Here is a 23,440-nt window from a genome sequence, read left to right as displayed (position 1 = left end):
CATTCTTGATAGCACGTTTGGCAACGTGCTAAACCAAAAACCGACATCCCGCTTCAAGCGACAAGGAGAACATGATGAGCTCATTGGCCTTGCGAGGGCTTTCAGCTACTCTCATTGTCACCGCGCTTCTACCTCTCACGTCACATAGCGCCTATTCAGCTGACCAGACCTTTCCCAACGCAATCGACAGTGACCCAGCCACACTCGGCTGGATGGTTGGTTCACCACCCCCAGATGACCGAGTGGTTCGATTTGAGGACGGTAGCTACTTTCGCTTTCCAACGATGCGCTGGAGCGTCGCTAACTTCAGACAGCTGATGCCGACGGTCAACGTCTCGCGTGGGACGGGTACACCAGCTCAGTTTGAGTGGACACTGCGGGACGACATCGACGCCATCACATTCCTGCCGCCTGGCAGTGAGCGCCCCATGACCTGGCAAGAGTCACTGCTGGCGAACTACACCGACGGTATTATAGTCCTCCATGAGGGCCGGGTGGTGTATGAGCAGTACTTCGGCGTATTGAACCCAGATGGACAGCACGGCGGAATGTCCATCACAAAAACCTTTATCGGAACGCTGGCTGCCATGATGGTTGCCGAAGGAACATTGGACCCCGATGTTCGCGTAGCTGAATATGTCCCGGAGCTTGAGCAGTCGGCATTTGCTAGCGCCACAGTGCGTCAGGTCATGGATATGACCACGGGCATACGTTTCAGCGAAGACTACTCCGATCCGAAGGCAGAGGTCTGGGCCCACACTGCAGCCGGCAATCCGCTGCCCAAACCAAAAGACTACACGGGACCGCGTTCCTACTACGATTTTCTCCAGTCCATCCAGCCGGATGGCACGCACGGGGACGCGTTCCACTACCGTACGGCCAACGCCGATGCGCTGGGATGGATTCTCGCTCGGGTAAGCGGACGTTCCGTTGCTCAACTACTTTCAGAGCGAATCTGGAGCAAGCTGGGCGCTGAGCAGGATGCCTACATGTCGGTTGACTCCATCGGAACACCTTTCGCGGGCGGAGGTCTGAACATGGGTCTTCGCGACCTTGCGCGATTCGGCGAAATGATTCGCAACAACGGGCACTATAACGGACATCAGATTGTTCCCCAAGCAGTCGTGGCCGATATTCGCCGAGGTGGGAGCGCGCAAGACTTTACCAAGGCCGGATTTCCCGTGCTGAAGGGATGGAGTTACCGAAATATGTGGTGGATCACACATAACGACCACGGCGCCTTTATGGCGCGAGGAGTTCACGGTCAGTCGCTGTACATCGACCCCACAGCTGCCGTAGTCATTGGGCGATTTGCCAGCCATCCCCTCGCCAGCAATACTGCGAACGACTCCACATCGCTGCCCGCCTATCATGCAGTAGCACGGCACCTAATGCGAGACCGTGGGAAGGCTGAGGGCAGGAAATAAGATCGGGTACCACTCATCAACTGTTTTTAGTCGAGTCTATGCCTCACAGAGAGAGCGTCTATGCTCCGTTTGTATTCACCCTTCTGGCGCTCTCTTTCTTGACGACAATGTCTAAGAATAAACTAGGACAAATAGCCGGCAACCAGTTATCGATATTATTGGAGCAGTGAGTCTCTCGCAATCTGATCCTTGCGAATCTCGTATTCCTTCTGATCAATTTTCCCGGCTTTTAAATCGTCTTCCACGCGATCTTTCTGGCGCTTGAGATGATACTCATAACTGCCACCTGCTGCGCCGGCGCCAAGTACACCGCCGAGCACACCCATCCCAGCTGAACTCGAACAGCCTGACAGACCCGTCACGAACACCAGACTAGCAATTGCGAATGCAAGATGCCTCATGGTCAATTCCTTCCCATTGATAACAAACACATCTACCACAGCATCTAGAGGACCCTAGAATTCATTTCTAGGCAAACACACTAGTCCACGTCAAGCGCAAAGTGTTCGCTGAAGCCCAGAATGAAAACAGCCCTTGCTGCTAATACGGAGCGGATGGATTTAGCTCAGGTTCTCGAGATGGGAGGAGGCAGGAGTTATCGCAGGCTTGAGTTTTTGTCTGATCGTCATGTATCCCAGCCGAGCAAGCCCCAAACCGAGTCCATTCACCGCCTTGGCATCCAACCACCCCGCGGCTCCGAACATCAGCGATGGATCACAGATGTCCCATTCCAGCAGTAATGTCCCCAAAGCGCCTTCTTGTGCGACTAGGATGTCACGATAGGTGTTCGCGATCGTCAACGCCGCCCTCGTCAACACGCTCGTTTCTCCCACCTGGGCGCCAATGACAATGGGAATGCTGACTTCTCTTGCCCGTTTGGCGACAGCCAACGAGCGGAGGATACCACCCATCTTCGACACACGAATATTAATGATCCAGGTCGGATGGGGATCGTTCTGAATCCCTGCAAACTGATCCAACCTCAGAAAGCTCTCGTCCAGAACTATGGGAATTTTCAATTCTTGCGCCAACCGTCGACACCCACCGTAATCCCCAACCTTGAGCGGTTCTTCAACGGCAGTCACCCTACCAGGAAGCTACTTGAGATAGGAGAAGGCGCCTTGAGCATCGCTCCACAAATTGTTGGCATCGAGCCTGACCCGTATCGGTGAATCTTCTCTTGACGCCCATCGTTCCAACTTGTCGCAGTCATCCTGCAATCTTCCAGTCACCTTCACCTTGAAATCGGTAAAGCCTGCGGCGAGATAGCGCTCAAGCTGCTTTTTAAACGAGCGAGAACTATCCGTTCCCAATACCGCTGAATACTGAAACAGTCCGCTCAATGGCGGATAACCGAGTAGGCCTTCGATCGGCACTCCTGCCTCTTTCCCGAATACATCAAGAAAAGCTGTTTCGACCGCGCACCAGGCAGCCGGATTCTGATCGATCACAGAAGAATGGAGGGACGCCCAGTTCTTTAGATCGTGGACTGATGCGAATGCCATCCATTGTTCCCGGTGTATGTCGATGAAGCGCTCAATCGAGTCGACCGTTTCACCCGTCACATAGTGGCGAGGACATCCCTCCCCTACTCCTTCCACTCTGTTCGCGTTGGTGACGGTAACCAATACACTCTCGGTCTCCGCACGAACTGCCGACGCATGAACGAAGGCCTGTTTAAACGGAATCTTCAGTGGTTCTATGGATAGTCTTGTGATGGGCATGGTCGGCCTTACCAGAGGTGTGGCGCGAAATCGAATGAACAGTCGTGCGCATATTGAAGTCGAATCAATTTGAGCTGTGAATCACGCTGCCCCTTGGCCACACAATGGCTCCGATAGGCCTCCGCCGTGCCAACTCGGAGCGGCACGACATGAAGCGGCAGCAGTCGGCTACTTTCTCGCTTCGCCTGGCATTCCACATTCAGGCGTGCCAGCTGCTCATCGACCTCGTTGCCGAATGAACTGGGTACGGAGACCTGTTCAAGATACAGTGTGTATCCCGCCCGGTGAACGTCAGCCAGCATCACGTAGAACTTGCAAGCCAGATCCGTAGATTTTAGAATCGTTTCAACGGCCTCCACCGCTTGGTGTTCGTACACTTTTTCCCCGTGATAGTCGTGACGCCTTTGCCTTTTTGGACAAACCGAATGGTCGGGACACGGTTGAACCAGCCCGTCACTTCACGATGTCATTCATCGCATAGCGATAGAGGCCACTCCTCGTCGTCACGAAGACCTGATACTTCTTTCCCTGGTGTAGATCTCCAAGCAGAATAGGATCAGTCATTTGGTCATCGCCATCAGCTACTTCAACGAACTCGAAAAAATGCTCCTGAAACGTCGGAATGCATCGGTTCTCTCTGACATCGACATTCAGGCTTCCCAGACATTCGCTGGACAAGTAACCCATTTCGACACCTGCCGTCTCTTTCGGCAAAAAAGCGCAAAGCTTTGAGATCAAGACCGCGCAGTTGCCACCTGTCCGCGTGATGACGGCTCGAAGTTCCGGCCAGAGCGCGGCGAGATCCAATTTCGATGCTTGTCCAATCACGGTTTGGAGATAGGCAAGACGCCCTTCATCGAGAGCGATCGATTCCCTCCACGCCATTCCTTGCGAAAAGATCGGATGCCGTGGTCCGACCGCCAGCGCTTCTACCAGGTGCGGAAATTCGGAACATATGACCTCCAACAGTTTGAGAATGGTCGATGGATTGGGCGTCGCAAGTACAGACAGTGTCCCGGCCGCCACAGCACAGGCAGCCATTCTCAGGTATTTAAGCCGAACATCAGCGACACGGAGGATTCCGTCGGGCAGGACGCTCTTCTGCCGAATCACCATTGGCAGCGCCTCATTCATCAACCCTGACATGGATCCGTACGGCGCGCCTCCAGGCAGATGCCCTTCAACTGTCTGGCCCGCAATGACCAAGACCTGTCCATCGTAGATCTTGGGTACACCCGACCATTGCGCATAGGAAAACAGCCGCTGATACTGACTGATCCAGTCAATCGCTGGCCTAATTAAGGGCAAGTGCTTGGGCTTCCCTGTGGTCCCACTGGTCTGGACATAGTGGACCGGCTGTTCGGCGTTGAGGAGGAACTCCCCGCTCTGCTCTTGGCTTTCAATGTCCTGTCGAAGATCCTCGAACCCGAGCACCGGGACCGCCCGGGCAAATTCTTCGTAGGACCGGAGCGACGTAAACCCATGCAGTCGTCCGAATTGCGTATCTCGCTGTGAGGCGAGAATGGTCGACAGGAGTTGGCGTTGAACCGCATCGGGCCGCTCTGTGTGCGTCAGCAATGGCAGCCATTCCCGATCGTGAATGAGGCGCATGGTCGCCTCGATGGTAGAGTGACCACCGTGCTCAGACATACAGGATCACGCAGTCGCTTTGTCCAGCCCAGAATGAAAGGGCGCGGCCATCTGATCCAGAAACCCGGTGGGGTACTGGCGGTGGACCAGTCCCAGCACGTCGACTTCACGATCCGCAGGCAGATAGCGAGTGCCAAACAGAGAATCCCAGACGATGAGATGATTCCCGTAGTTGTTATTGGATTCCTGCGACCACATGGAGTGGTGCCAACGATGCAGCTCTGGACCACTCATCACATAGTTGAGCCAACCCAACTTAACGTCGGCATTGGAATGCTGAAAGAACCCGTTCAATGCATAGAACACGAAATAGAGACTGAGAACGGCCGGCGGGACGCTCAAGATGATGAACGGCAGTGAGTCAAGCAGGAACTGTAGCCCCTTATCGACGGGATGAAATCGACCGACATTCAACGTATAAAGCCGGTGCGGGGGATGATGTACGGCGTGGAACCGCCAGAGCGACCCCCATTCATGGCTGATGCGATGGAGCCAGTACCGCGTGCTATCGACCATGAGTGCCATCAGGAGAGTTTGCACTGGGACAGGCCATTCGCAAGGCCACCAGCTGCTGGTAGGCCGGTCGCTTCCATTCCATAGCTCGAACAGGACGAAGGCAACGCTGATCGTGAGCAGCTTAGGCCACAGGACATGCACCAGGGCGAGGAATACCGAATCTTCAGCCACGTCCTTCCCAGATGGCTTCCATGAGGTTCGATAGGGCATCTGGATGCTCGAGCCAGATGACCAGCAATGAACCAGTGGTGACCGGAAGATACGTGGAAATGAGTAATCCCGCTCCTGCTTCCGTGAGACGCAGGTTGCCCCACACACTACCAAGCAAGATGACAGGATAGGACCCATATTGGACGATCCGTCTCATGAGGCCGGTTGCAGATTTGGGGAGCTGTCTATGCAGGACATCCATGATTCCCATTGTAGGAAAAACATGGATGGGGGGCGAGAAAACTGAACATTACGACGTGAGCGACAAACCGGGCATCTCGTGGGACCTCACGTGATGCGGTTCAGTCGTAGAGCCTCAGATACAGAAGAGGAGTGTTGAAGCGAACCGGTCTAGGAAATCCAAAACACAACCCCGACTATATTGAAGATGCCGGTACGGAACGGATCAGATCCACATTCGTCCATTCCCCTATACGGCAATCACCTCTGAAAAGATCGGGAGAACGTTATTGAGATCGCAAAACCTTCATACCTACTGGTCTTTGCGTGGACGACCGACAGGCAACTTGCCTTTTCTCTTTTTGAACCGCTTTCCCTTCTCCAGCTTGCTCAAGCCCACCAGAATCGCCGATTCGACGACACCAGTGAGGGTCAGCTTGGGACTCCAGTAGACGACGGTACGCAACCGCTCCACCATATCGGCTGAGAGAGACAGCGTGACTCTCTCTTTTCGTTTTGTGACCTGCTGTGTATGTTTCATGTAACCTTCTCCTTCATAACATGACGGACTCAGCATATCCTCACATATGCTTGCATATCATGGGCGATTCCATGCGCGCAAGAGGACGTTGTGACCCTCTCAGGGATTTCCCCTGCGGAAGGATATCATCGAGGTGATGAGACGTTGACGGTTTGTCGATAGAAATCAATGGAGTAGAAAACCACGTGGATGATGGACCAGCGGGAGCGTCCAAGAATGAAACAGTAGACATTAATCGATTTCGTAGTTGACGATAGAGATGCGTTGCGCATGATACACCCCATTCTTTTCCATGTTCAAAATCCGATGCCGAACCCTCCGCCAGCGCCGATTCTGCCACCTGTGCCCCCTCCGATTCCAATTGAAAACCGGGGGTAGGGATAGGGACGGGCATAGCCATCGGATTCATCCCGCCAGGCATGAAGATGTTTCGCGATCAAGACCGGATACCGATACTCAACCTCGTCGAGATGTTCGGTCTTAGCCTCAGACACTTCCCCGACGATGGTCATCATGGTCCCCGGCGCAATGGTGGCGGGGTCGAGAAATTCCCGCTGGATGGCAAAGAAGCGCCCGTCTGATCGTTGACGATTCAGGATCGGTCTTTCGTCCTTATCGAGCGGCAACTGCAGAAGCTCAATCTGTGTTCCATCTTTCAGTCGTTTGGCCTTCAGCACCTCACCACCCACGACCAGGATTCGCCCTTGATACGACTCGGGGACTTCGATCACTTCTCGAAACGTCACCGTTCGGTCAATCATCGTCTCCAGCTCGTCAGGAACCACACGGTGAGAAGCGCAGCCCGACATCAGCAGTATGATCAGCACCCCGGAGACAACGCTGTGAGAGAGGAACTGCATGTCCACACTATAGCGCGACCACCTTGCCGTTTCTACCAATTGCTGTTCGCTGAGAATGGCAACCTAGGGTCTTTCCCCGCCGGACTGAGATCGGTTATGATGCCCTCTGTTGGTCTCTGTCTGAGCGTCCTTGATCGTTTGTTGTGGTTTTATTGGGAGAGGTGATCATGTTGCAAGTCGTGCTAGCCGTCATGTTGCTGTTCATCCCGTTTGCTCTTTCCTCTTGCGACAAAGCCTACATCGCCACGATGGAAAAAATGGGCTACGCCAAACGCGACATTCTGAGCAGCCGCGTCAAGTCCGCGCGCGATGCGCAGGAAGAGGCCAAGCAAGAGATTCAAACCACCTTGGAGAAATTTGGAAAAGTCGTGTCCTACGAAGGAGGCGACCTGGAAGATACCTACAAGAAACTGAGTGGGGAACTGGAGACCAGCGAAGACAGTGCGGAGGCGGTCAAAAAACGGATCCAGGATGTCGAGAGCGTCGCCGGCGCACTCTTCTCGGAATGGGAACAAGAACTCGGCCAGTACTCCAGCACCGACCTGCGACGGAAGAGCCAAGCCAAACTCACTCAAACAAAAAGCCGCTACAAAGACATGCTCGCGGCGATGAAACGGGCTGAACAACGAATCGAACCGGTCCTCAAACCACTGCGCGATCAGGTGCTCTACCTCAAACATAATCTGAATGCTCGAGCGCTGGCTGCTATCAAGGGCGAACTGGTCAAGGTCGATGCGCAGGTCGATCAGTTGGTCAAGGATATGAACCGGTCCATTGCCGAAGCCGACAAGTTCATTCAGTCGATGGAAAAAGAATCGGACTAATTTCCAGACGCGAGAGGAACGGCTATGCGTATCGAAGACCAGCGGGGAAGCGACAACATTGAGGATCGTCGCGGTATGGGGCCTGCCCGCCTCGGAGGCAGAGGCGGCCTCGGCATCGGGACGATTGTGCTCGTGCTGGCCGTCAGCTATTTCACCGGAGCCAATCCCTTGACCGTCTTCAATATGATCAACGGGGTCCAGAGCGTGACTGAGACCATGTCGCCGTCGGCCCCATCGGAGTCCGGACCCGTCGGCGCGCCAAGCGACCATCTCGGCAAATTTGCTTCGGTCGTCCTGGCTGATACCGAAACTACCTGGCGCACGCTCCTTGGTCCCCGTTACGAAGACCCGCGCATGGTTCTGTTCACCGGCGCCGTGCAATCCGCTTGCGGCACGACCTCGTCGGCCGTCGGTCCCTTCTATTGTCCCAACGATCACCGAGTGTACCTTGATCTTGCATTTTTCGACGAGATGGCGCATCGTTTAGGGGCAGCTGGCGACTTTGCCCAAGCCTATGTGATTGCGCATGAGGTCGGCCATCACGTACAAAATCTTCTCGGCGTCGCGGAGAAAGTGCACCGCCTTCAGCGACAGGCCTCCCAAGCGGAAGGGAATGCCCTTTCAGTTCGGATGGAACTTCAGGCCGACTGTTATGCCGGTGTGTGGGGCTACCACGCCAAACAAGAACGCAATTTGATCGAACCGGGAGATTTCGAGGAGGGGCTACGGGCAGCAGCGGCTATCGGAGATGATCGGCTGCAGGAAATGTCACGGGGCCACGTGCAGCCGGAAAGTTGGACCCACGGCTCATCGGAACAACGGATGACGTGGCTCAAACGTGGGCTGGAGTCGGGCGATCCTGCCGTCTGCAACACATTTGAGGGGAATCGATTATGAGCGCCATACAAAGCACAGCGCACAGCGGGTTCTTTGGGAAGACCTTCGGTACGATTCTCACCAGTCCTCCATGGACAGCCAAACCGTTTCTCGCCGCCGGCGCAACGACCGTGGCTGGGTTTGGGACCTGGCTCAGCGACATGACATCCCCGGCGCTCGCTCGCGGAGGCGCCAGTTTCCTTGGCGGGTTCCTCATCGGATGGGCGCTTCGAAAAACTTTGATGCTCGCCTTGCTGATCACAGCCGCATTAGCTGCGCTCGTGTTTGTCTTGAAAAGCACCGGCTGGATTCACCTGGAGTGGAACTTGATCCAAGCGGATGTGACACATACCCTCGATTGGGCGCGCGGCAAAGCTCACGGTCTCAAGGAAGTGGCGACCGGGTACCTTTCCTCGATCGGCGCTGGCGCCGCCGGAACCTTGTTTGGATTTCTAAAGAAGTAGGATCGGTCATAGGACCGATCCTACTCGAACTGTATCCATAGTCCCTTGGTATGGTTACCAAACTCACCTAGCGCTTCCTCACTACTCTCACATCCAACGTCCCCAAATAGTGCCCCTCGATCGTAACCTCATCGCCGTCTCGGAGCATGACTGGTCCCATCTGACAGAGCGCTGCATAGCTCGCCCGGATTATGCCGGTCCCATCGTCGACCATAAAGTCTTGGATGCACTTCTCCAACTTCGTATTGTTCCCGATGAAATGATGCATTTGGTAATTACTGACCGTGCCCTCCACCTGGACGACCTTCATCTTGTACGCTTCGGGATACGTTTCTAACGAACTGATCTTCACCGGTTCAGCAGCCCAGGCCGCCGGTACAAGAAGACTGAGAGCGAGGACCATGAATCTAACAGATCTTGTCGACACCGGTCTCACGGATTGCTCTGACTTGTGTGCGTGAAGCTGCATGATTCCTCCTCCTCTGTTGATTATTACGGTGCGGGCCGAAGTGCTTGACCGGTCGCAGCGCTATAGGCTTCTGCGAGTGAGTACACTTGGATCACCCCAATGGATCGTTCGGCACCGCTAAAACCAAGATGACTGTTGTCCAACCCGTCGGGCACGATCATCGTGGTCTTTCGGAGATCGCGGCAGGCCCCCATCTTATCGATCAATCCTCCTACAGGCCTGATCTCTAGATCTGGCTCAATCGTCCCCGACATACAGACATCTGGGCGAATCGAATCGCCAAGCAAGGCCGCGGCGATAGCAACGGCGAATATTCCGCCCGCACTAGGCCCTTCCATTGGCGTTGGAATCAATAATCGAACAGAAAGGTATCGTGGGTCGTACCCCACAGCCTGGGACGCGGCGGCAACAGCCGTCCACAATGAATGGACCGACACCGGCATCATGTTCGAATCGGGAATCACCTCCGGCCCGTTCCCGTCCGCCTTATAGGTCACGGTAAGATGCGCCATTAACCCAATCCATGACCCGGTGATGAAACCTGCCTTGGGCTGTGTCACGCCCAATATGGGGAATGAGAAGGCGGTCTCAACGAAAGGCATGGGTTTCCTGCCATGACCTTGTGAGGGCGGATGAAGGGTGATCGTGCTTGACGCTGATGGCCGCACCGTAGCTGGTTGCGCAGGTCGTGATGAAGGAGAAATCTGAAGGGGTGAATAGGTCTTTGGTTCACCCAGTTGACGACAACCTGGATATTCACGGTCGGTATACAGATTCGGCTGACCAGGACGAGGACAAATCCAGGTTTCCGCCAGACTCATCTCGAGGGAACCATAGGTTGTTCCAAAACAGGTGAAGAGGAAAAGGATGGCGCACGGGGATCGAGAGTGCTTACTTATCGAGAGCTCTGGGTGCATGCTGGCTTCTGCGAATGACGGGCATCAAAAGCCTAGCTCTCGAAGCCACATTCGTCAAAGCCGCGGTATTTTGTAAGAAATCGTGGAGCTCGCCCCTAGGACTTTAGCCTGGCAAGGCTTGATACCAGCCGTTGGCCTGGACCAGGGTCATCTTGCTCTCGAAGAGGGTGCTGACTCGATCGTTGGTCAACAACGCAGATTTCTGACCGTCGGCGAGTATCTTCCCTTCCTTCAAGAAGATCACACGTTCGATCTCCGGGGGAATTTCATGGAGGTGATGCGTCACAAGGAGAACGGTCTTGCCTTTTGCAATCTGAGCCCGTAATAGATCGAGGTACTGAAAGCATGCCTTGGGATCGAGCCCGCTGGTTGGCTCATCGAACACCAGCACCGGTGGATCATGCACCAACGCTCTCGCCAACAAGAAGCGCCGCTGCTCGCCGGTTGAGAGATGGCCGAATCGTCGACCGGCCAAAGATTCGATACCGAACTCCCGTATCAGTTCATCGGCCCTCGTCAACTGAGTTTTACTGAACTCTTGGTGGTCGTAGGTGTCATTGCTGGCGTAGAGCCCCGATAGGATGACATTGAGTCCTTCAGCACAGATCAGGTAATCGCGCTGGAGATCGTGTGAAATAATGCCGATCTGCTTCCGCACATCCCAGACATTCCAGCGCTCATCACCGAACAGGACCATCCGTGTGTCGTCTCTCGGCATGGCATGCACATCGCCTGAGAGCAATTTGAGGAGTGTCGATTTTCCCGACCCATTGGGTCCGAGAACGGCGGCGTGCTCACCCTCCCGAAGCATGAAGGACAAATCAGAAAACACACAGGTGTCGCCTCGATAGACCGTAGCATGTTGGATATCGATAATTGATGGAGAGTCGGCCGACGGTGCCGGCGCTTGTATTCGTGGGTCAACTCGGCCCATGACTGGCTGCCTCGTGCGGCGAGCCTGTTCGAGCCCTGCCCGAGCCAACCCATCGACACGTTCATTCTCCGGATGTCCGTTGTGCCCTCTGACCCAGTGCCATTCCAGCGTATGACTCGAAGCCAGATGATCGAGCCGCCGCCACAAATCTTCATTCTTGACCGGTTCTTTTCCGGCTGTTTTCCACCCTCGCCGCTTCCAACTGTGGATCCACTCACTGATACCCTTCTGAACATACTGTGAGTCGGTGTAGACACGAGCGGTTACCGGCTGGGTGAAGGACTGCAACGCCTCAATCACGGCGAGTAATTCCATCCGATTGTTCGTCGTCGACGGCTCACCCCCACAGAGTTCGGTTTCACTATCGCCGTTTCTCAGCAAGACTCCCCATCCACCTGGTCCAGGATTCCCGCTGCAGGCACCATCCGTATAAATCTCCACCATTCCGTGCATTCCTCGGTACCTTCGGCAAGGCAAAAGCAGTCTTGCCTACTCCGTCAAATGTTTGGAACATATCAGTTTGCCTATGGAGCAAACTAGGGGTTGGCCAATAACCTCAGGATGCGCTTCGCAAGATATTCATTGATCTCGGCATGTCGTGGAACCGGCTGAGACATATTTGTGGTGGGATTGTGATACCAGTCATGCTTTCCTCCATGGCGAACCAACTGACAGCCACGGGCTTCGAGTTGCCGAATCAGATCCCTTCGCTTCACCGGAGCGTCAGTTCAGCGAGTTTTCGGACTCCAGGGATTTCTCCGCTGGTGAGGTCTTGATAAAGATCTCGGAGATGGGACTGCAACTCTTCGAGGGACTGCCCCTGCGTCCAATAATCCGGATAGTCCTGCAGATAACCGAGCCACTGCTCTTTGTCCTGCCAATAGATATAGTGAGTCGATTCCATATGAGCTATTATAGCGGCGATCTTCTGGCTTGCAAAGAGACCGAAGATTCAAGCTCCTATAGCGTCTGTCATGGTGCACCAGAAAATGGCTTCATCCGATCGCGTGACTCGACTCAACCACTTGGGTACAATGGGGCGCTAATCGTACCGAGCCTTGTGGAGCGAGACAAACACTGCGTACACTTCTGTTGATCGGCACAGGCGGGTTCATCGGGTCGATTCTCCGTTACCTGTTGAGCGGGTATGCGCAACAGCTCAGCAAAAGTATCCAGTTTCCATTCGGCACTCTGGCCGTCAATATCGTGGGCTGTGCGTTGGTCGGATTCCTGGCTGAGCTTGCCGATCATCGAGGCGTCATCTCTGGTGAACACAGAGCCTTTCTGATGGTCGGGTTATTGGGGGGGTTCACGACCTTTTCAGCATTCGGCAATGAGACGATGAACCTCCTACGCGACGGAGAACTCTGGCTGGCCTGTAGCAATGTCGTCGGCCATACTGTCCTTGGCCTTGCCGCCGTGTGGGTCGGCTACTCCACCGCCTATTTGCTCTGGAAATAATCGATGCGCATCGAACAGGGATGTCTCCTACGGATCTTTGTCGGAGAGCGAGATAAACAGGACGGACGACCGCTCTATGAATGGATCGTCATCCAGGCCCATGCCCGGAAGATGGCTGGCGCCACCGTCTACCGTGGGTTGATGGGATTCGGCGCTCAAACCCGCGTGATCCATACCTTCAAAATCGAACGTCTGGCCGAAGACCTCCCAGTCACTATCGAAATCGTCGATTTACGGGACAAGGTGGAAGCCTTTCTCACCTGGATCGAACAACAGATCTGTTCAAGTCTTCTTGCGATGGTGCAGCCGGTTGAGATTCACTCTTCGGAAAGCCGCACGAAATTATCGTAGACTTTATCGAAGCCAACAGGCTAATTGCTGGGCCGTTTGACCGCGCCACCAATCTTTGGAGTTTTTGTCGCCACCTCGGCATTCTGCGCTCGATGCAGGAGTGCATGGTCCATGAGGACGAGCGCCAGCATGGCTTCGGCAATCGGAGTGGCGCGGATGCCGACGCAGGGGTCGTGGCGGCCGTTGGTTTCCACCATGACCGGGTTGCCTTGCTTGTCGATCGACTTGCGCGGGATGCGGATGCTCGATGTAGGCTTGATGCCGATTGTGACAACGATATCCTGCCCGGTGGAAATACCGCCGAGAATGCCGCCGGCGTTGTTGGAGAGAAATCCTTCCGGCGTCAGTTCATCACCATGTTCGGACCCACGTTGGGTCACTGAGGCGAAACCAGATCCAATCTCAACGGCCTTTACGGCGTTGATGCTCATCATGGCCCCAGCCAAATCTGAGTCCAGCTTGGCATAGACAGGTGCTCCCCATCCAACCGGCACATGCTCCGCCACCGTGGTAATCCTGGCACCAACCGAATCGCCCGCCTTTCGTAACTCATCCATGAAGGATTCGAGCGTGGAGACTGCATCGGGATTAGCTGAGAAAAATGGATTCTGCCCCACAGCCTCCCAAGTCTTAAACGTCAATTCATGAGGCCCGAGCTGGCTGAGATACCCACGAATGACCACCCCATACTTTTCATGCAGCCACTTTCGCGCAATGGCGGCCGCTGCAACACGTACAGCCGTCTCACGAGCCGAGGCACGGCCCCCGCCTCGATGGTCGCGAATGCCATACTTCTGCCAGTAGGTGTAGTCGGCGTGCCCAGGCCGGAAGGTATCGATCAAGTTTCCATAATCCCGGCTGCGTTGGTCTTCATTGCGGATCAACAGCGCGATCGGGGTACCGGTCGTCTTCCCCTCGAATACCCCGGAAAGAATTTCAACCGTGTCTGACTCCTGGCGCTGCGTGACATGGCGTGACGTGCCAGGCTTGCGGCGATCCAAATCGTTCTGAATGTCTTGAGCGGACAACGCCAGACCTGGCGGGCACCCATCGACGACGCACCCGATAGCCGGACCATGGCTCTCTCCAAACGAAGTGACGGAAAAGATGCGTCCGAACGTGTTAGCAGTCATAGCGACCTACTGAACGAGATCCAGCTTAATGCGCAATTCTTTCAGCTGATCGGACCCGACGGCAGACGGCGCATCGGTGAGCGGACATTGCGCCCTCTGGGTCTTGGGAAAGGCGATAACGTCACGGATCGAATCAGCGTGACCAAGCAACATGACCAACCGATCTAACCCGAATGCAATACCGCCATGCGGCGGCGCGCCAAACTCAAGAGCCTCGAGCAAGAACCCAAACTTGGCCACGGCTTCTTCTTTACCGATCCCCAGCAGATCGAAGACTTTACTTTGCACGTCTCGCCGGTGGATACGGATGCTCCCACCGCCGATCTCGCTTCCGTTCAACACCATGTCGTACGCCTTGGCTCTCACTTTCGATGGATCAGATTCGAACAGCGCAACATCGTCGTCGACAGGCGCCGTAAAAGGATGGTGCATAGCCACATACCGCTTCTGTTCCTGGTCGTAATCCAGCATCGGGAAATCGATGACCCACAGAGGCCGCCAGGTCGTCTTGTCGATCAGATTCAATTCTTCGCCCAAAAGAAGCCTGATCCGACCGAGCACATCATGTACGACCGAGGCCTTGTCCGCACCGAACAGAATCAAATCGCCTGGCTTCGCTTCGGGTAATGCTGCCGCAAAGGCCTTGGCGTCGAGGAATTTTGCGATCACCGACTCCAGTTGGCCTTCTGCCGTCAGCTTGAGCCATGCAAGCCCCTTGGCTCCGAAACTTTTTGCCGTCTCCCCAAGGCATCGATGCGCGTCCGAGAGAGCACCGCTCCGCCCTTCACAATTAGCGCCTTGACGATACCTCCCTTCGTCGCTGCATCCTTGAACACCTTAAACTGACTTGACGCGCCGAAGGCCGTCACATCATAGAGCGGCATATCGAACCGAAGGTCCGGCTTGTCGGACCCGTACCGGCCTATCGCTTCCGCGTAGCTCAACCGAAGAAACGGCGTCGGAAGTTGGACACCACCGACCTTCATGAAGATGGTGACGATCATGCGCTCCATGAGATCCATGATCTGCTCACGATCGACGAACGACATTTCCAGATCGATCTGGGTAAACTCCGGTTGCCGGTCGTTCCGAAGATCCTCGTCGCGGAAGCACCGTGCAATCTGATAATAGCGATCCACCCCGCTCGCCATCAGCACTTGCTTGAACAACTGTGGCGACTGGGGCAGCGCAAAAAACTGTCCGGGATTAACGCGGCTGGGTACCAAATAATCCCTGGCGCCCTCCGGTGTGCTCTTTGTCAAGATCGGCGTCTCCACCTCTAAGAAACCCTCTGCATTCACGAACTCTCTCGTCGTCTGCATAATGCCATGTCGGAGGGTCAAGAGCTCCTGCATCCTAGGCCGGCGCAGGTCCAAGAAGCGATATTTCAAGCGGATGGCTTCCGTGACTTCGGCATCATCTTCGATCACAAACGGTGGTGTCTTGGCCTCGTTCAAGACCTCCACCTCATCGACAAAGACCTCGATCTCCCCGGTCGAGAGATCGGGATTCTTCGACTCCTCCGGTCTTGCCATCACCTGCCCGGTCACAGAGACGACACATTCACTCCTCAGCACATGAGCCGCTTGATGACACCGAAGATTGCGCTCAGCATTGAACACGACTTGTGTGATCCCTGTCCGATCGCGGAGATCGATAAAGATGACCATCCCATGGTCGCGCCGCCGCTGAACCCAGCCGTTCAGCACAACGGTCTGCCCTACCTGTTGCTTCTGTAACTCGCCGCAGCGATGTGTGCGGATTTTCATGCCGTTCTCGCTTTCTTTCCGACATTCTTCTTCGCCCTCAGCGGTCTGGCCCAGCCCTTGCGCCTGACCAGCCGTTTGGGACCAGCCATCGGCTCTGCCCCCTGTTCGACCGCAGTCACGCGGTGCTCAACCAATTCGCGCAACGCATTGGCCTCTCGATCGGTGAGGAATCGAAACTCGCCCGGCTCCAAATGACCAAGCACGAGTGGCCCCATCCTGACGCGCATCAGCTTGATCACCATATGCCCCACGGATTCCAGCATGCGCTTCACTTGATGCTTGCGGCCTTCCCGAATCGTGATCTCCAGCCAGGAGTTTGCCTCAGCTCTCTTGATCTTCTTCACGACCGCCGGACTCGTCATGCCATCCTCAAGCTTAACTCCGTGTTGGAGTTGGCCGATTTCGGACTCTGTCAGCACGCCTTTGACTTTAATGAGATAAGTCTTGGACACCTGATACCGCGGATGCAGAAGGGCCTGCGCCAACTCACCGTTATTGGTGAGCAGCATCAGTCCTTCACTATCAAAGTCCAACCGACCAACCGGAAACACCCGCACGGAGACGCCATGAAGAAAGTCCTTCACGGTGTCTCGTCCTCCGGGATCGTCCAACGTCGACATCACGTTCTTGGGTTTGTTCAGCATCAGATACACATACGGTTGTGCCGAATTCAGATGCTTACCGTCCACTTTCACGTGATCGCGGTCGGGATCAACCTTCGTCCCAAGTTCGGTGACCACCTTGCCATTCACCGTGACGCGACCGGTCGCAATCAACGTCTCGGCTTTGCGGCGAGAGGAGAGCCCGGTACTCGCAATGAGTTTTTGGAGTCGAACTGCCATTGGTTCTCTCTTCCCCTCTCAATATAGGAGGTAGCCCTGCCGGCTCTCGCTGCGGACTAGACGATCACGGGAGACAGTGAGACTGCTTTCAGCCTTCCCTACTCCCATTCAATCGTACTGGGTGGTTTTGAGCTGATGTCGTACACGACCCGATTCACACCTTTCACTTCATTGATGATGCGATTCGATATGCGACCCAGCACGTCAGTAGGAATCCTGGCCCAATCTGCCGTCATGCCATCCACACTCGTGACGGCACGAATCGCAATCACATGTTCGTAGGTCCGCTGATCGCCCATTACCCCAACGGTCCTGATCGGCAACAGAACAGCAAAGGCCTGCCAGATCTCGCGATAGAGGCCTGCACTTCGGATCTCCTGATCAACAATCGCCTCCGCTGCACGCAAGATCGCCAACCGTTCAGCAGTCACAGAACCCAGTACGCGAATCGCCAACCCTGGGCCTGGGAACGGTTGTCGCCAGATAATCTCGTCCGGCAATTCCAGCTCTTGGCCCAGCACCCGCACTTCATCCTTAAACAACTCCCGAAGCGGTTCAATCAGCTTAAGTTTCATGCGGGCCGGCAATCCCCCGACATTATGGTGTGTCTTGATCGTTGCCGATGGACCTTTGAAGCTGACACTCTCAATCACATCAGGATAGAGCGTACCTTGCACAAGATACTTGGTGCCTTTGAGCTTCTTTGATTCCGCTTCGAATTGCTTGATGAACTGCCTGCCGATGATCTTCCGCTTTCGCTCGGGGTCCGTCACATGTTTGAGACCGGCCAGAAATTGCTTCGTGCCGTCCAGGACCCGTAGATTGAGATGTAGCTGCGAGGCGAAAGTCTTTTGGACTTGCTCCCGTTCCCCTGCTCGTAACACACCGTTATCGACGAAGATACAGGTCAATTGGTCACCGATCGCCCGGTGCGTGAGCGCCGCTGCCACCGATGAATCCACGCCACCGCTCAATGCACAAATCACTCGCTCCTTCCCGACCTGTTGGCGAATCTGTGTAACCGCCGTTTCGACATAGGACTGCATGGTCCAAGTTGGCTTGCAGCCGCAAATCTCGTACACGAAGTTGCGGAGGATCTGCGCCCCTTCCAGCGTGTGTGCCACTTCGGGATGGAACTGCAGGCAATAGACGCGTCGCTTGTGATCATCTCGCTTCATCGCAGCGACGGGCGAGTTGCTCGTATGGGCGATCGATCGAAATCCTGGAGGCATCCGCTCTATGCGATCTCCATGCGACATCCACACAGACGTCTTCTTGTCGGATCCGATACCCTTAAAGAGATCGCTCTCATCCTCGATAGTGAGATCCGCACGGCCATACTCCCGATGTAGCGATTTGCCGACTTCTCCGCCGGAGAGATGCGTGACGAGCTGCATGCCGTAGCAGATGCCGAGGATCGGGATGTGTTGATCGAACAGTTCCTTAGCGACGACCGGCGCTTTCTTTTCGTAGACACTGGATGGTCCGCCGGACAGCACAATCCCCTTCGGCCGATAGGCCAGAATGGTTGCCAGCGGGGCTGTGCAGGGGAAAATTTGAGAATAGACTTGGGCTTCGCGAATACGTCGAGCGATCAGCTGCGTATACTGCGAGCCGAAATCGAGGACGAGGATTCTATCGTGCCAGAGTTCCATGAAGGCGTCGTTCGTCCGGACTCGAAGTTTCTAGTTTCTACTTCCAGGTTTCACGTTGATTATTTCGGACGACTGAAATGTTGAGGACAACATGAAACGAGAAACTTGAAACCCGGAGCATGTGCACGAGAGACGCTTCACGCGATACTACTCCCAATCCATACGGTAGTTCGGCGCCTCTTTGGTAATGATCACATCATGCACATGGCTTTCACGGAGGCCAGCCACGGATTGCCTGATGAACGTCGCGTTCCGTTGGAGATCGGCGATCGTTTTGCAGCCGCAGTAGCCCATCCCTGATTTGACGCCACCGACCAACTGGTACACCACCGCCGCTACCGGGCCTTTGTAGGGAACACGTCCCTCAATCCCTTCCGGAACAAGCTTCTGTGCCGACTGGCCGGCCTGTCCGTATCGATCTCCCCCGCCTCGCTCCATCGCTCCGATAGAGCCCATGCCGCGGTAAACTTTGTAGGTTCTCGCTTGATAGAGGACGGTCTCACCTGGAGCTTCTTCTGTTCCAGCAAAGAGCCCGCCGAGCATAACGGCCGATGCCCCAGCAGCCAGGGCCTTCGTGATGTCGCCCGAAAACTTGATGCCTCCATCGGCAATGATCGGAACTCCGCTTTTACGCAAAACCTTGGCGCAATCTGCGATGGCGGTTAACTGCGGCATTCCGGCACCCGACACGATGCGCGTCGTACAGATCGATCCCGGTCCGACTCCAACCTTCACCGCATCGACTCCGACTTTGAGCATGTCTTTGGCTGCCTCCGCCGTACCAATATTCCCCGCGACCAGCTCAAGATCAGGATACAGCTTCTTGATCATCTTTGCGGTATCCAGTACGGCCTGCGAATGTCCGTGCGCCGTGTCAATGACCACCAGATCCACACCGGATTTTTTCAGCAGAGCCACCCGCTCCTCCGTATCTCGCCCTACGCCGACTGCGGCGCCCACCCGTAACCGCCCATGACTATCCTTACAGGCGTTGGGATACTTGATACGTTTTTCAATATCTTTGATGGTAATGAGGCCTTTGAGCTCATACTGCTTGTTCACCACCGGCAGCTTTTCGATTCGATGTTCATGGAGAATTTCTCGCGCCTTCTCCAGACTGGTGCCCTCCGGCGCCGTCACCAGCCGTTCCCGCTTCATGACTTGTGAAACCTTCAGGTCCATCCGGCTTTCAAATCGGAGATCCCGATTGGTGAGGATCCCCACCAACTTGCGCCCTTGGGTGACAGGAATACCGGAGATCCGATACTTCGCCATCAGTTGGTGGGCATCACGAATCGTTTCATCCGGCGAAATCGTCACCGGATCCAGAATCATCCCGCTCTCCGATTTCTTGACCTTATCCACTTCGATCGCTTGATCGGCCGGAGACAGCACCCGATGAAGAATGCCGATCCCACCTTCGCGCGCCATGGCGATCGCCAGTCGAGCTTCCGTCACGGTATCCATCGCGGCGCTGACGAGCGGAATGTTGATCCGGATATTGCGCGACACCTGTGTGCCGGTTTCAACATCGCTGGGCAGAATCTGGGACTTAGCCGGCATGAGGACCACATCGTCGTAGGTCAATCCCAGTCGTGGTTCTTTATCAAGCATCGTTCCCTCTTCAGACGTTCTGGGTTCGTTGCACCTTCTCCAACTCAGCCAGCTCCTCAGCCTCATCCTGCAAACGTTCACTGCCCTCTTCCGCAGGCATGAACTGCTGCACGCGCGTGTTGCCGCTGTCGACGACAAAGACACTCCCCTTCGCATCGACTGCAATCCCATACGGAAAATTGAATTGCCCGTCACCGTTTCCGAACCCGCCCCATTGCGTGATAAAATTCCCCTCGCGGTCGAATTTCTCGATGCGGTGATTGCCCGTATCCGTCACATACACGTCGCCGGCCCCATCGACGGTGATTCCCCAGGGGGAGCGCAACTGACCGGCTTCCTGTGCCAAGGGACTGCTGGCATGCCCGGCAATTGGACTGCCTCCCCACCTCGTCAACAACTGCGGCAACACATTGGTACTGGTGTCGAACTTCTGGATGCGATGATTCCCCATGTCGACGATGTAGACTGATCCATCCTCCTGATCGACGGCCACGCCGCGCGGAAAATAGAACTGCCCATCGCCGTTCCCAAAGCTGCCCCAGGCCATGATGAACTCGCCCGTCATGTCGAACTTCTGTACACGGAAATTTGCGCTGTCGACGACATAGAGGTAGCCACGTACACGGTCGACCGCGATGCCCCACGGGGCATTAAACTGCCCCTCGCCGTTCCCACGCGAGCCGAATTTCATCAGATATCCACCGAGCTTGCCATCGAACTTTTGCACGCGATGGTTGTTCGTATCGACCACCCAGACGTCACCGTTTCCGTCGCAGGCCATGCCGGTGGGATTGTGAAAGTTGGCGTTCGCGGACCCGAAGTTTCCCCAGAGAATGATGAAGTTGCCGGCGTTATCGAACTTCTGAACGCGATTATTGCCGTTGTCGACGACAAACAGCGATCCCTGCCGATCAACAGTAAGTCCGTACATGGGTGCCATGAATTCGCCGCCATGTAACAGCGACGCGCCACGACCCGGCTTCCCCCATTTCGCCACACACAGATATCCGGATGTATTGACCAGAATGGTCGTGGTGGCTGGTGTCGAGACGTTATTCCCAACATCCTTGAACCACACGTAAATCGTCTTTTGCCCATCCGAGGGGGACAGGATGAAGGGAATGGTCGCCCCAAATTTGATGGCCGGCGTGACATCGACCCACCCCGGAGTACCCGCCATCGGGGTCAATGGGCTTTCCGAAATGAAATAGGCACCGACCCCCGTATCCAAGTCGGTCGCCGAGATCGTCACGACCACATCCGGTGAGTTCGTCATAAACGCGCCGTGATTGATCACCGCATAGGGATTCTGCGGCGCCGTGATATCGATCAGCACGGGCGTCGCCGTCATTTCTTCCGATAAGCCGCTCTCCGCCCCATCTTCGAACGAAGCCGTCACCGCATAAAAATACGGGGTATCGTTCGTAAGACCTTCGTGCGTGTAGGGATTCGTCACGCCTTCGATCTTGGTCGCGCCTTGTATCGTGAGATGAGGAGAGGTACTGAAATAGAGGTTATAGGCCTGGGCGCCCGGCACTTCCATCCAGCTCAGGAAAACCTCGGTATCACCGGCCTTCACCGCGAGACTGCGGGGTGGCTGTATTGACCCGGCCTCTTCTGCCTGTGTCGGCTGCTCTTTTCCACGATTCATTTCTTCTTCAGTCGGTATGTACTTGAGTACGCGGCTATTGCCGCTATCGACGACGAACACACACCCCTCTTTATCCACGGTGATCCCATAGGGGAAATTGAGCTGCCCCTCGGTTTTCCCTCGATTGCCGAACGAGCAGAGAAAGGTTCCGTTGCCGTCGAACTTCTGAATTCGATGATTTCCACTATCGACGACATAGACGTTCCCGAGTGCATCGCACGCGATACCCCAGGGCGACTTGAACTGTCCAGGTCCATTTCCCTCGCGCCCCCATTTCGTCAAAAAGCTGCCGCGGGTATCGAACTTTTGAATACGGTTATTGCTCTCATCGGCGACATAGATATTGCCGACGAAATCCACCGCCACACCGCGGGGGAAAAAGAATGCCCCGTCGAAGCTGCCGTCGCGCCCCCATTTCAACAGCGGTTGACCATCGGCTTGGAACTTTTGAATGCGCGAGTTGCTGGTATCCGACACATAGACATTCCCGTCTTGATCCGTCGTGAGTCCCCACGGCACATCGAAGCGGCCCATATCGGCGCCGCGCCAGGCAAACCCAAACTTGCCCCAGGCCTTCTGCACATTGCCTTCCAGATCGAACTTTTGGACACGGTTGTTTCCGCTATCGGCCACATACACCACATCGTCCGGTCCAACCGCCAGCCCACGCGGATAATAGAACTGCCCTTCTTGCGAACCGGGTTCACCGCCCCATCGAGCCAAAAAGGTTCCAGATTTGTCGAATTTTTGGATCGAATGGTTGTCGGTATCGGCCACGTAAATATGGCCGTCTTTGTCGAGCGCAATCCCCGTGGGAGAGCTGAGTTCACCATCCTCTACGCCTTCCTGACCAATCACCATCGAAAGGAGATACGGCGACGGAATTGCCATCACTTCTTGCGATTCAGGACTTTCCCCCTTCGAGGTCACCACGGTAACCACATAGTGATAACAGGTCCCATTGGCCAGATCATCGTGAACGTACGGACTGGTCGGGCCTTCGATACAGCTGGCCTTCTCTTTTTTCACACCGATGACGCTCTTGAAATCGTCGGCACTGGCGATGGGACGGGTGAGTTCAGAAAACTTGATCTGCACACCCTTCGTTGTCTGGAAGTAGAGGTTGTAGTACATGGCATCCGGAACCGGATCCCATGTCAGCGTAATACGTCCGTTGCCGGGTTTGGCCTGAACATTCTGCGGAGGCGGCGGGAGTTCTTCCTCTTCAGCGACGGAATCCCCACCACCCCATTCATCATGAAGACCTTGAACGAAGAGACGGAACCGATCGGCGTAGCGCGTGTCATCACAGAGCCAGTCTTTCATCACGGTGTTGCCTCGAATTGCTTATGGGAACGGTTCAGGAAACAGT

At 55.3% G+C, this 23,440-nt stretch carries 25 protein-coding genes and 2 pseudogenes; 6 read left to right on the top strand and 21 right to left on the bottom strand.

The features are described from left to right. Positions 1-71: 71 nt before the first annotated feature. On the top strand, positions 72-1,427 hold the full coding sequence (locus IPM58_00850) for a serine hydrolase (protein MBK9305661.1): 1,356 nt from the start codon (positions 72-74) through the stop codon (positions 1,425-1,427). A 155-nt stretch (positions 1,428-1,582) separates the two neighbouring features. On the opposite strand, the gene IPM58_00845 is transcribed toward IPM58_00850, so the two are convergent. The 9 genes from IPM58_00845 to IPM58_00805 all read right to left on the bottom strand — a co-directional run bounded on the left by IPM58_00845 (position 1,583) and on the right by IPM58_00805 (position 7,114). After that, complete coding sequence (locus tag IPM58_00845) at positions 1,583-1,828, bottom strand: hypothetical protein (protein ID MBK9305660.1); 246 nt, start codon at positions 1,826-1,828, stop codon at positions 1,583-1,585. 159 nt (positions 1,829-1,987) lie between these two features. Beyond that, positions 1,988-2,512, bottom strand: coding sequence for a hypothetical protein (locus IPM58_00840; protein ID MBK9305659.1), 525 nt, complete (start codon positions 2,510-2,512; stop codon positions 1,988-1,990). 12 nt (positions 2,513-2,524) lie between these two features. Beyond that, complete coding sequence (locus tag IPM58_00835; protein MBK9305658.1) at positions 2,525-3,151, bottom strand: hypothetical protein; 627 nt, start codon at positions 3,149-3,151, stop codon at positions 2,525-2,527. 8 nt (positions 3,152-3,159) lie between these two features. Then, positions 3,160-3,600 carry a GH3 auxin-responsive promoter family protein gene (locus IPM58_00830; protein MBK9305657.1) on the bottom strand — a complete coding sequence of 147 codons (441 nt, stop codon included), beginning with the start codon at positions 3,598-3,600 and terminating at the stop codon, positions 3,160-3,162. Positions 3,601-3,604: 4 nt separating this feature from the next. Further along, a complete protein-coding gene (locus tag IPM58_00825; protein MBK9305656.1) occupies positions 3,605-4,762 on the bottom strand; it encodes a GH3 auxin-responsive promoter family protein in 1,158 nt (385 codons plus the stop codon). 45 nt (positions 4,763-4,807) lie between these two features. Beyond that, positions 4,808-5,488 carry a sterol desaturase family protein gene (locus IPM58_00820; GenBank protein MBK9305655.1) on the bottom strand — a complete coding sequence of 227 codons (681 nt, stop codon included), beginning with the start codon at positions 5,486-5,488 and terminating at the stop codon, positions 4,808-4,810. After that, on the bottom strand, positions 5,481-5,729 hold the full coding sequence (locus tag IPM58_00815; GenBank protein MBK9305654.1) for a hypothetical protein: 249 nt from the start codon (positions 5,727-5,729) through the stop codon (positions 5,481-5,483). Before IPM58_00815 ends, IPM58_00820 begins: the two co-directional genes overlap by 8 nt. Before the next feature lie 291 nt (positions 5,730-6,020). Then, the gene (locus IPM58_00810) at positions 6,021-6,248 is read right to left on the bottom strand and encodes a hypothetical protein (protein ID MBK9305653.1); all 228 of its coding nucleotides are present in this window, start codon (positions 6,246-6,248) and stop codon (positions 6,021-6,023) included. Positions 6,249-6,544: 296 nt separating this feature from the next. After that, positions 6,545-7,114: a Slp family lipoprotein gene (locus IPM58_00805; protein ID MBK9305652.1), complete on the bottom strand. Its 570-nt coding sequence runs from the start codon at positions 7,112-7,114 to the stop codon at positions 6,545-6,547. Positions 7,115-7,275: 161 nt separating this feature from the next. Between IPM58_00805 and IPM58_00800 the strand changes: the two genes are divergently transcribed. Genes IPM58_00800 through IPM58_00790 form a run of 3 tightly spaced genes read left to right on the top strand, consistent with a single transcriptional unit; the run spans position 7,276 to position 9,272 of the window. Next, the gene (locus IPM58_00800; protein ID MBK9305651.1) at positions 7,276-7,932 is read left to right on the top strand and encodes a DUF2959 domain-containing protein; all 657 of its coding nucleotides are present in this window, start codon (positions 7,276-7,278) and stop codon (positions 7,930-7,932) included. A 24-nt stretch (positions 7,933-7,956) separates the two neighbouring features. Then, positions 7,957-8,829, top strand: coding sequence for a neutral zinc metallopeptidase (locus IPM58_00795; protein MBK9305650.1), 873 nt, complete (start codon positions 7,957-7,959; stop codon positions 8,827-8,829). Beyond that, positions 8,826-9,272, top strand: coding sequence for a hypothetical protein (locus tag IPM58_00790; protein ID MBK9305649.1), 447 nt, complete (start codon positions 8,826-8,828; stop codon positions 9,270-9,272). The genes IPM58_00795 and IPM58_00790 overlap by 4 nt, the downstream gene beginning before the upstream one ends. A gap of 67 nt (positions 9,273-9,339) precedes the next feature. On the opposite strand, the gene IPM58_00785 is transcribed toward IPM58_00790, so the two are convergent. The 6 genes and pseudogenes from IPM58_00785 to IPM58_00760 all read right to left on the bottom strand — a co-directional run bounded on the left by IPM58_00785 (position 9,340) and on the right by IPM58_00760 (position 12,496). Then, the gene (locus IPM58_00785) at positions 9,340-9,741 is read right to left on the bottom strand and encodes a hypothetical protein (GenBank protein MBK9305648.1); all 402 of its coding nucleotides are present in this window, start codon (positions 9,739-9,741) and stop codon (positions 9,340-9,342) included. A gap of 23 nt (positions 9,742-9,764) precedes the next feature. After that, positions 9,765-10,343 (bottom strand): hypothetical protein, encoded by a 579-nt coding sequence (locus IPM58_00780; protein MBK9305647.1) that lies wholly within the window; start codon positions 10,341-10,343, stop codon positions 9,765-9,767. Positions 10,344-10,761: 418 nt separating this feature from the next. Then, positions 10,762-11,592, bottom strand: a complete 831-nt coding sequence (locus tag IPM58_00775) for an ATP-binding cassette domain-containing protein (GenBank protein MBK9305646.1) — start codon at positions 11,590-11,592, stop codon at positions 10,762-10,764. A gap of 12 nt (positions 11,593-11,604) precedes the next feature. Further along, positions 11,605-12,045: pseudogene (gene rnhA, locus IPM58_00770) on the bottom strand (ribonuclease HI). An 83-nt stretch (positions 12,046-12,128) separates the two neighbouring features. Then, positions 12,129-12,308, bottom strand: a complete 180-nt coding sequence (locus IPM58_00765) for a type II toxin-antitoxin system HicA family toxin (GenBank protein ID MBK9305645.1) — start codon at positions 12,306-12,308, stop codon at positions 12,129-12,131. Then, positions 12,305-12,496 (bottom strand): type II toxin-antitoxin system HicB family antitoxin, encoded by a 192-nt coding sequence (locus IPM58_00760; protein MBK9305644.1) that lies wholly within the window; start codon positions 12,494-12,496, stop codon positions 12,305-12,307. Before IPM58_00760 ends, IPM58_00765 begins: the two co-directional genes overlap by 4 nt. Positions 12,497-12,684: 188 nt before the next feature. On the opposite strand from IPM58_00760, the gene crcB reads away from it, so the two are divergent. Both crcB and IPM58_00750 read left to right on the top strand, forming a co-directional pair. Next, complete coding sequence (gene crcB / locus IPM58_00755; GenBank protein ID MBK9305643.1) at positions 12,685-13,053, top strand: fluoride efflux transporter CrcB; 369 nt, start codon at positions 12,685-12,687, stop codon at positions 13,051-13,053. A 3-nt stretch (positions 13,054-13,056) separates the two neighbouring features. Continuing rightward, the gene (locus IPM58_00750; protein MBK9305642.1) at positions 13,057-13,404 is read left to right on the top strand and encodes a DUF190 domain-containing protein; all 348 of its coding nucleotides are present in this window, start codon (positions 13,057-13,059) and stop codon (positions 13,402-13,404) included. Positions 13,405-13,424: 20 nt separating this feature from the next. Here IPM58_00750 and aroC read toward each other — a convergent pair whose 3' ends face one another. The 6 genes and pseudogenes from aroC to IPM58_00720 form a co-directional block, all read right to left on the bottom strand. Then, positions 13,425-14,537, bottom strand: a complete 1,113-nt coding sequence (aroC, locus tag IPM58_00745) for a chorismate synthase (GenBank protein MBK9305641.1) — start codon at positions 14,535-14,537, stop codon at positions 13,425-13,427. 6 nt (positions 14,538-14,543) lie between these two features. Continuing rightward, positions 14,544-16,306 (bottom strand): annotated as a pseudogene (aspS, locus tag IPM58_00740) (aspartate--tRNA ligase). After that, on the bottom strand, positions 16,303-17,148 hold the full coding sequence (locus IPM58_00735; protein MBK9305640.1) for an rRNA pseudouridine synthase: 846 nt from the start codon (positions 17,146-17,148) through the stop codon (positions 16,303-16,305). The pseudogene aspS and the gene IPM58_00735 overlap by 4 nt, the downstream one beginning before the upstream one ends. 98 nt (positions 17,149-17,246) lie before the next feature. After that, positions 17,247-18,803, bottom strand: a complete 1,557-nt coding sequence (gene guaA / locus IPM58_00730; GenBank protein ID MBK9305639.1) for a glutamine-hydrolyzing GMP synthase — start codon at positions 18,801-18,803, stop codon at positions 17,247-17,249. A 147-nt stretch (positions 18,804-18,950) separates the two neighbouring features. Further along, complete coding sequence (gene guaB, locus IPM58_00725; protein MBK9305638.1) at positions 18,951-20,417, bottom strand: IMP dehydrogenase; 1,467 nt, start codon at positions 20,415-20,417, stop codon at positions 18,951-18,953. Positions 20,418-20,427: 10 nt separating this feature from the next. Then, positions 20,428-23,397 carry an SMP-30/gluconolactonase/LRE family protein gene (locus tag IPM58_00720; protein ID MBK9305637.1) on the bottom strand — a complete coding sequence of 990 codons (2,970 nt, stop codon included), beginning with the start codon at positions 23,395-23,397 and terminating at the stop codon, positions 20,428-20,430. Positions 23,398-23,440 lie beyond the last annotated feature (43 nt).

It is taken from the genome of Nitrospira sp., assembly GCA_016715825.1.
Taxonomy (GTDB): Bacteria; Nitrospirota; Nitrospiria; order Nitrospirales; family Nitrospiraceae; genus Nitrospira_D.
This window is presented reverse-complemented; position numbering and strand designations above follow the sequence as displayed.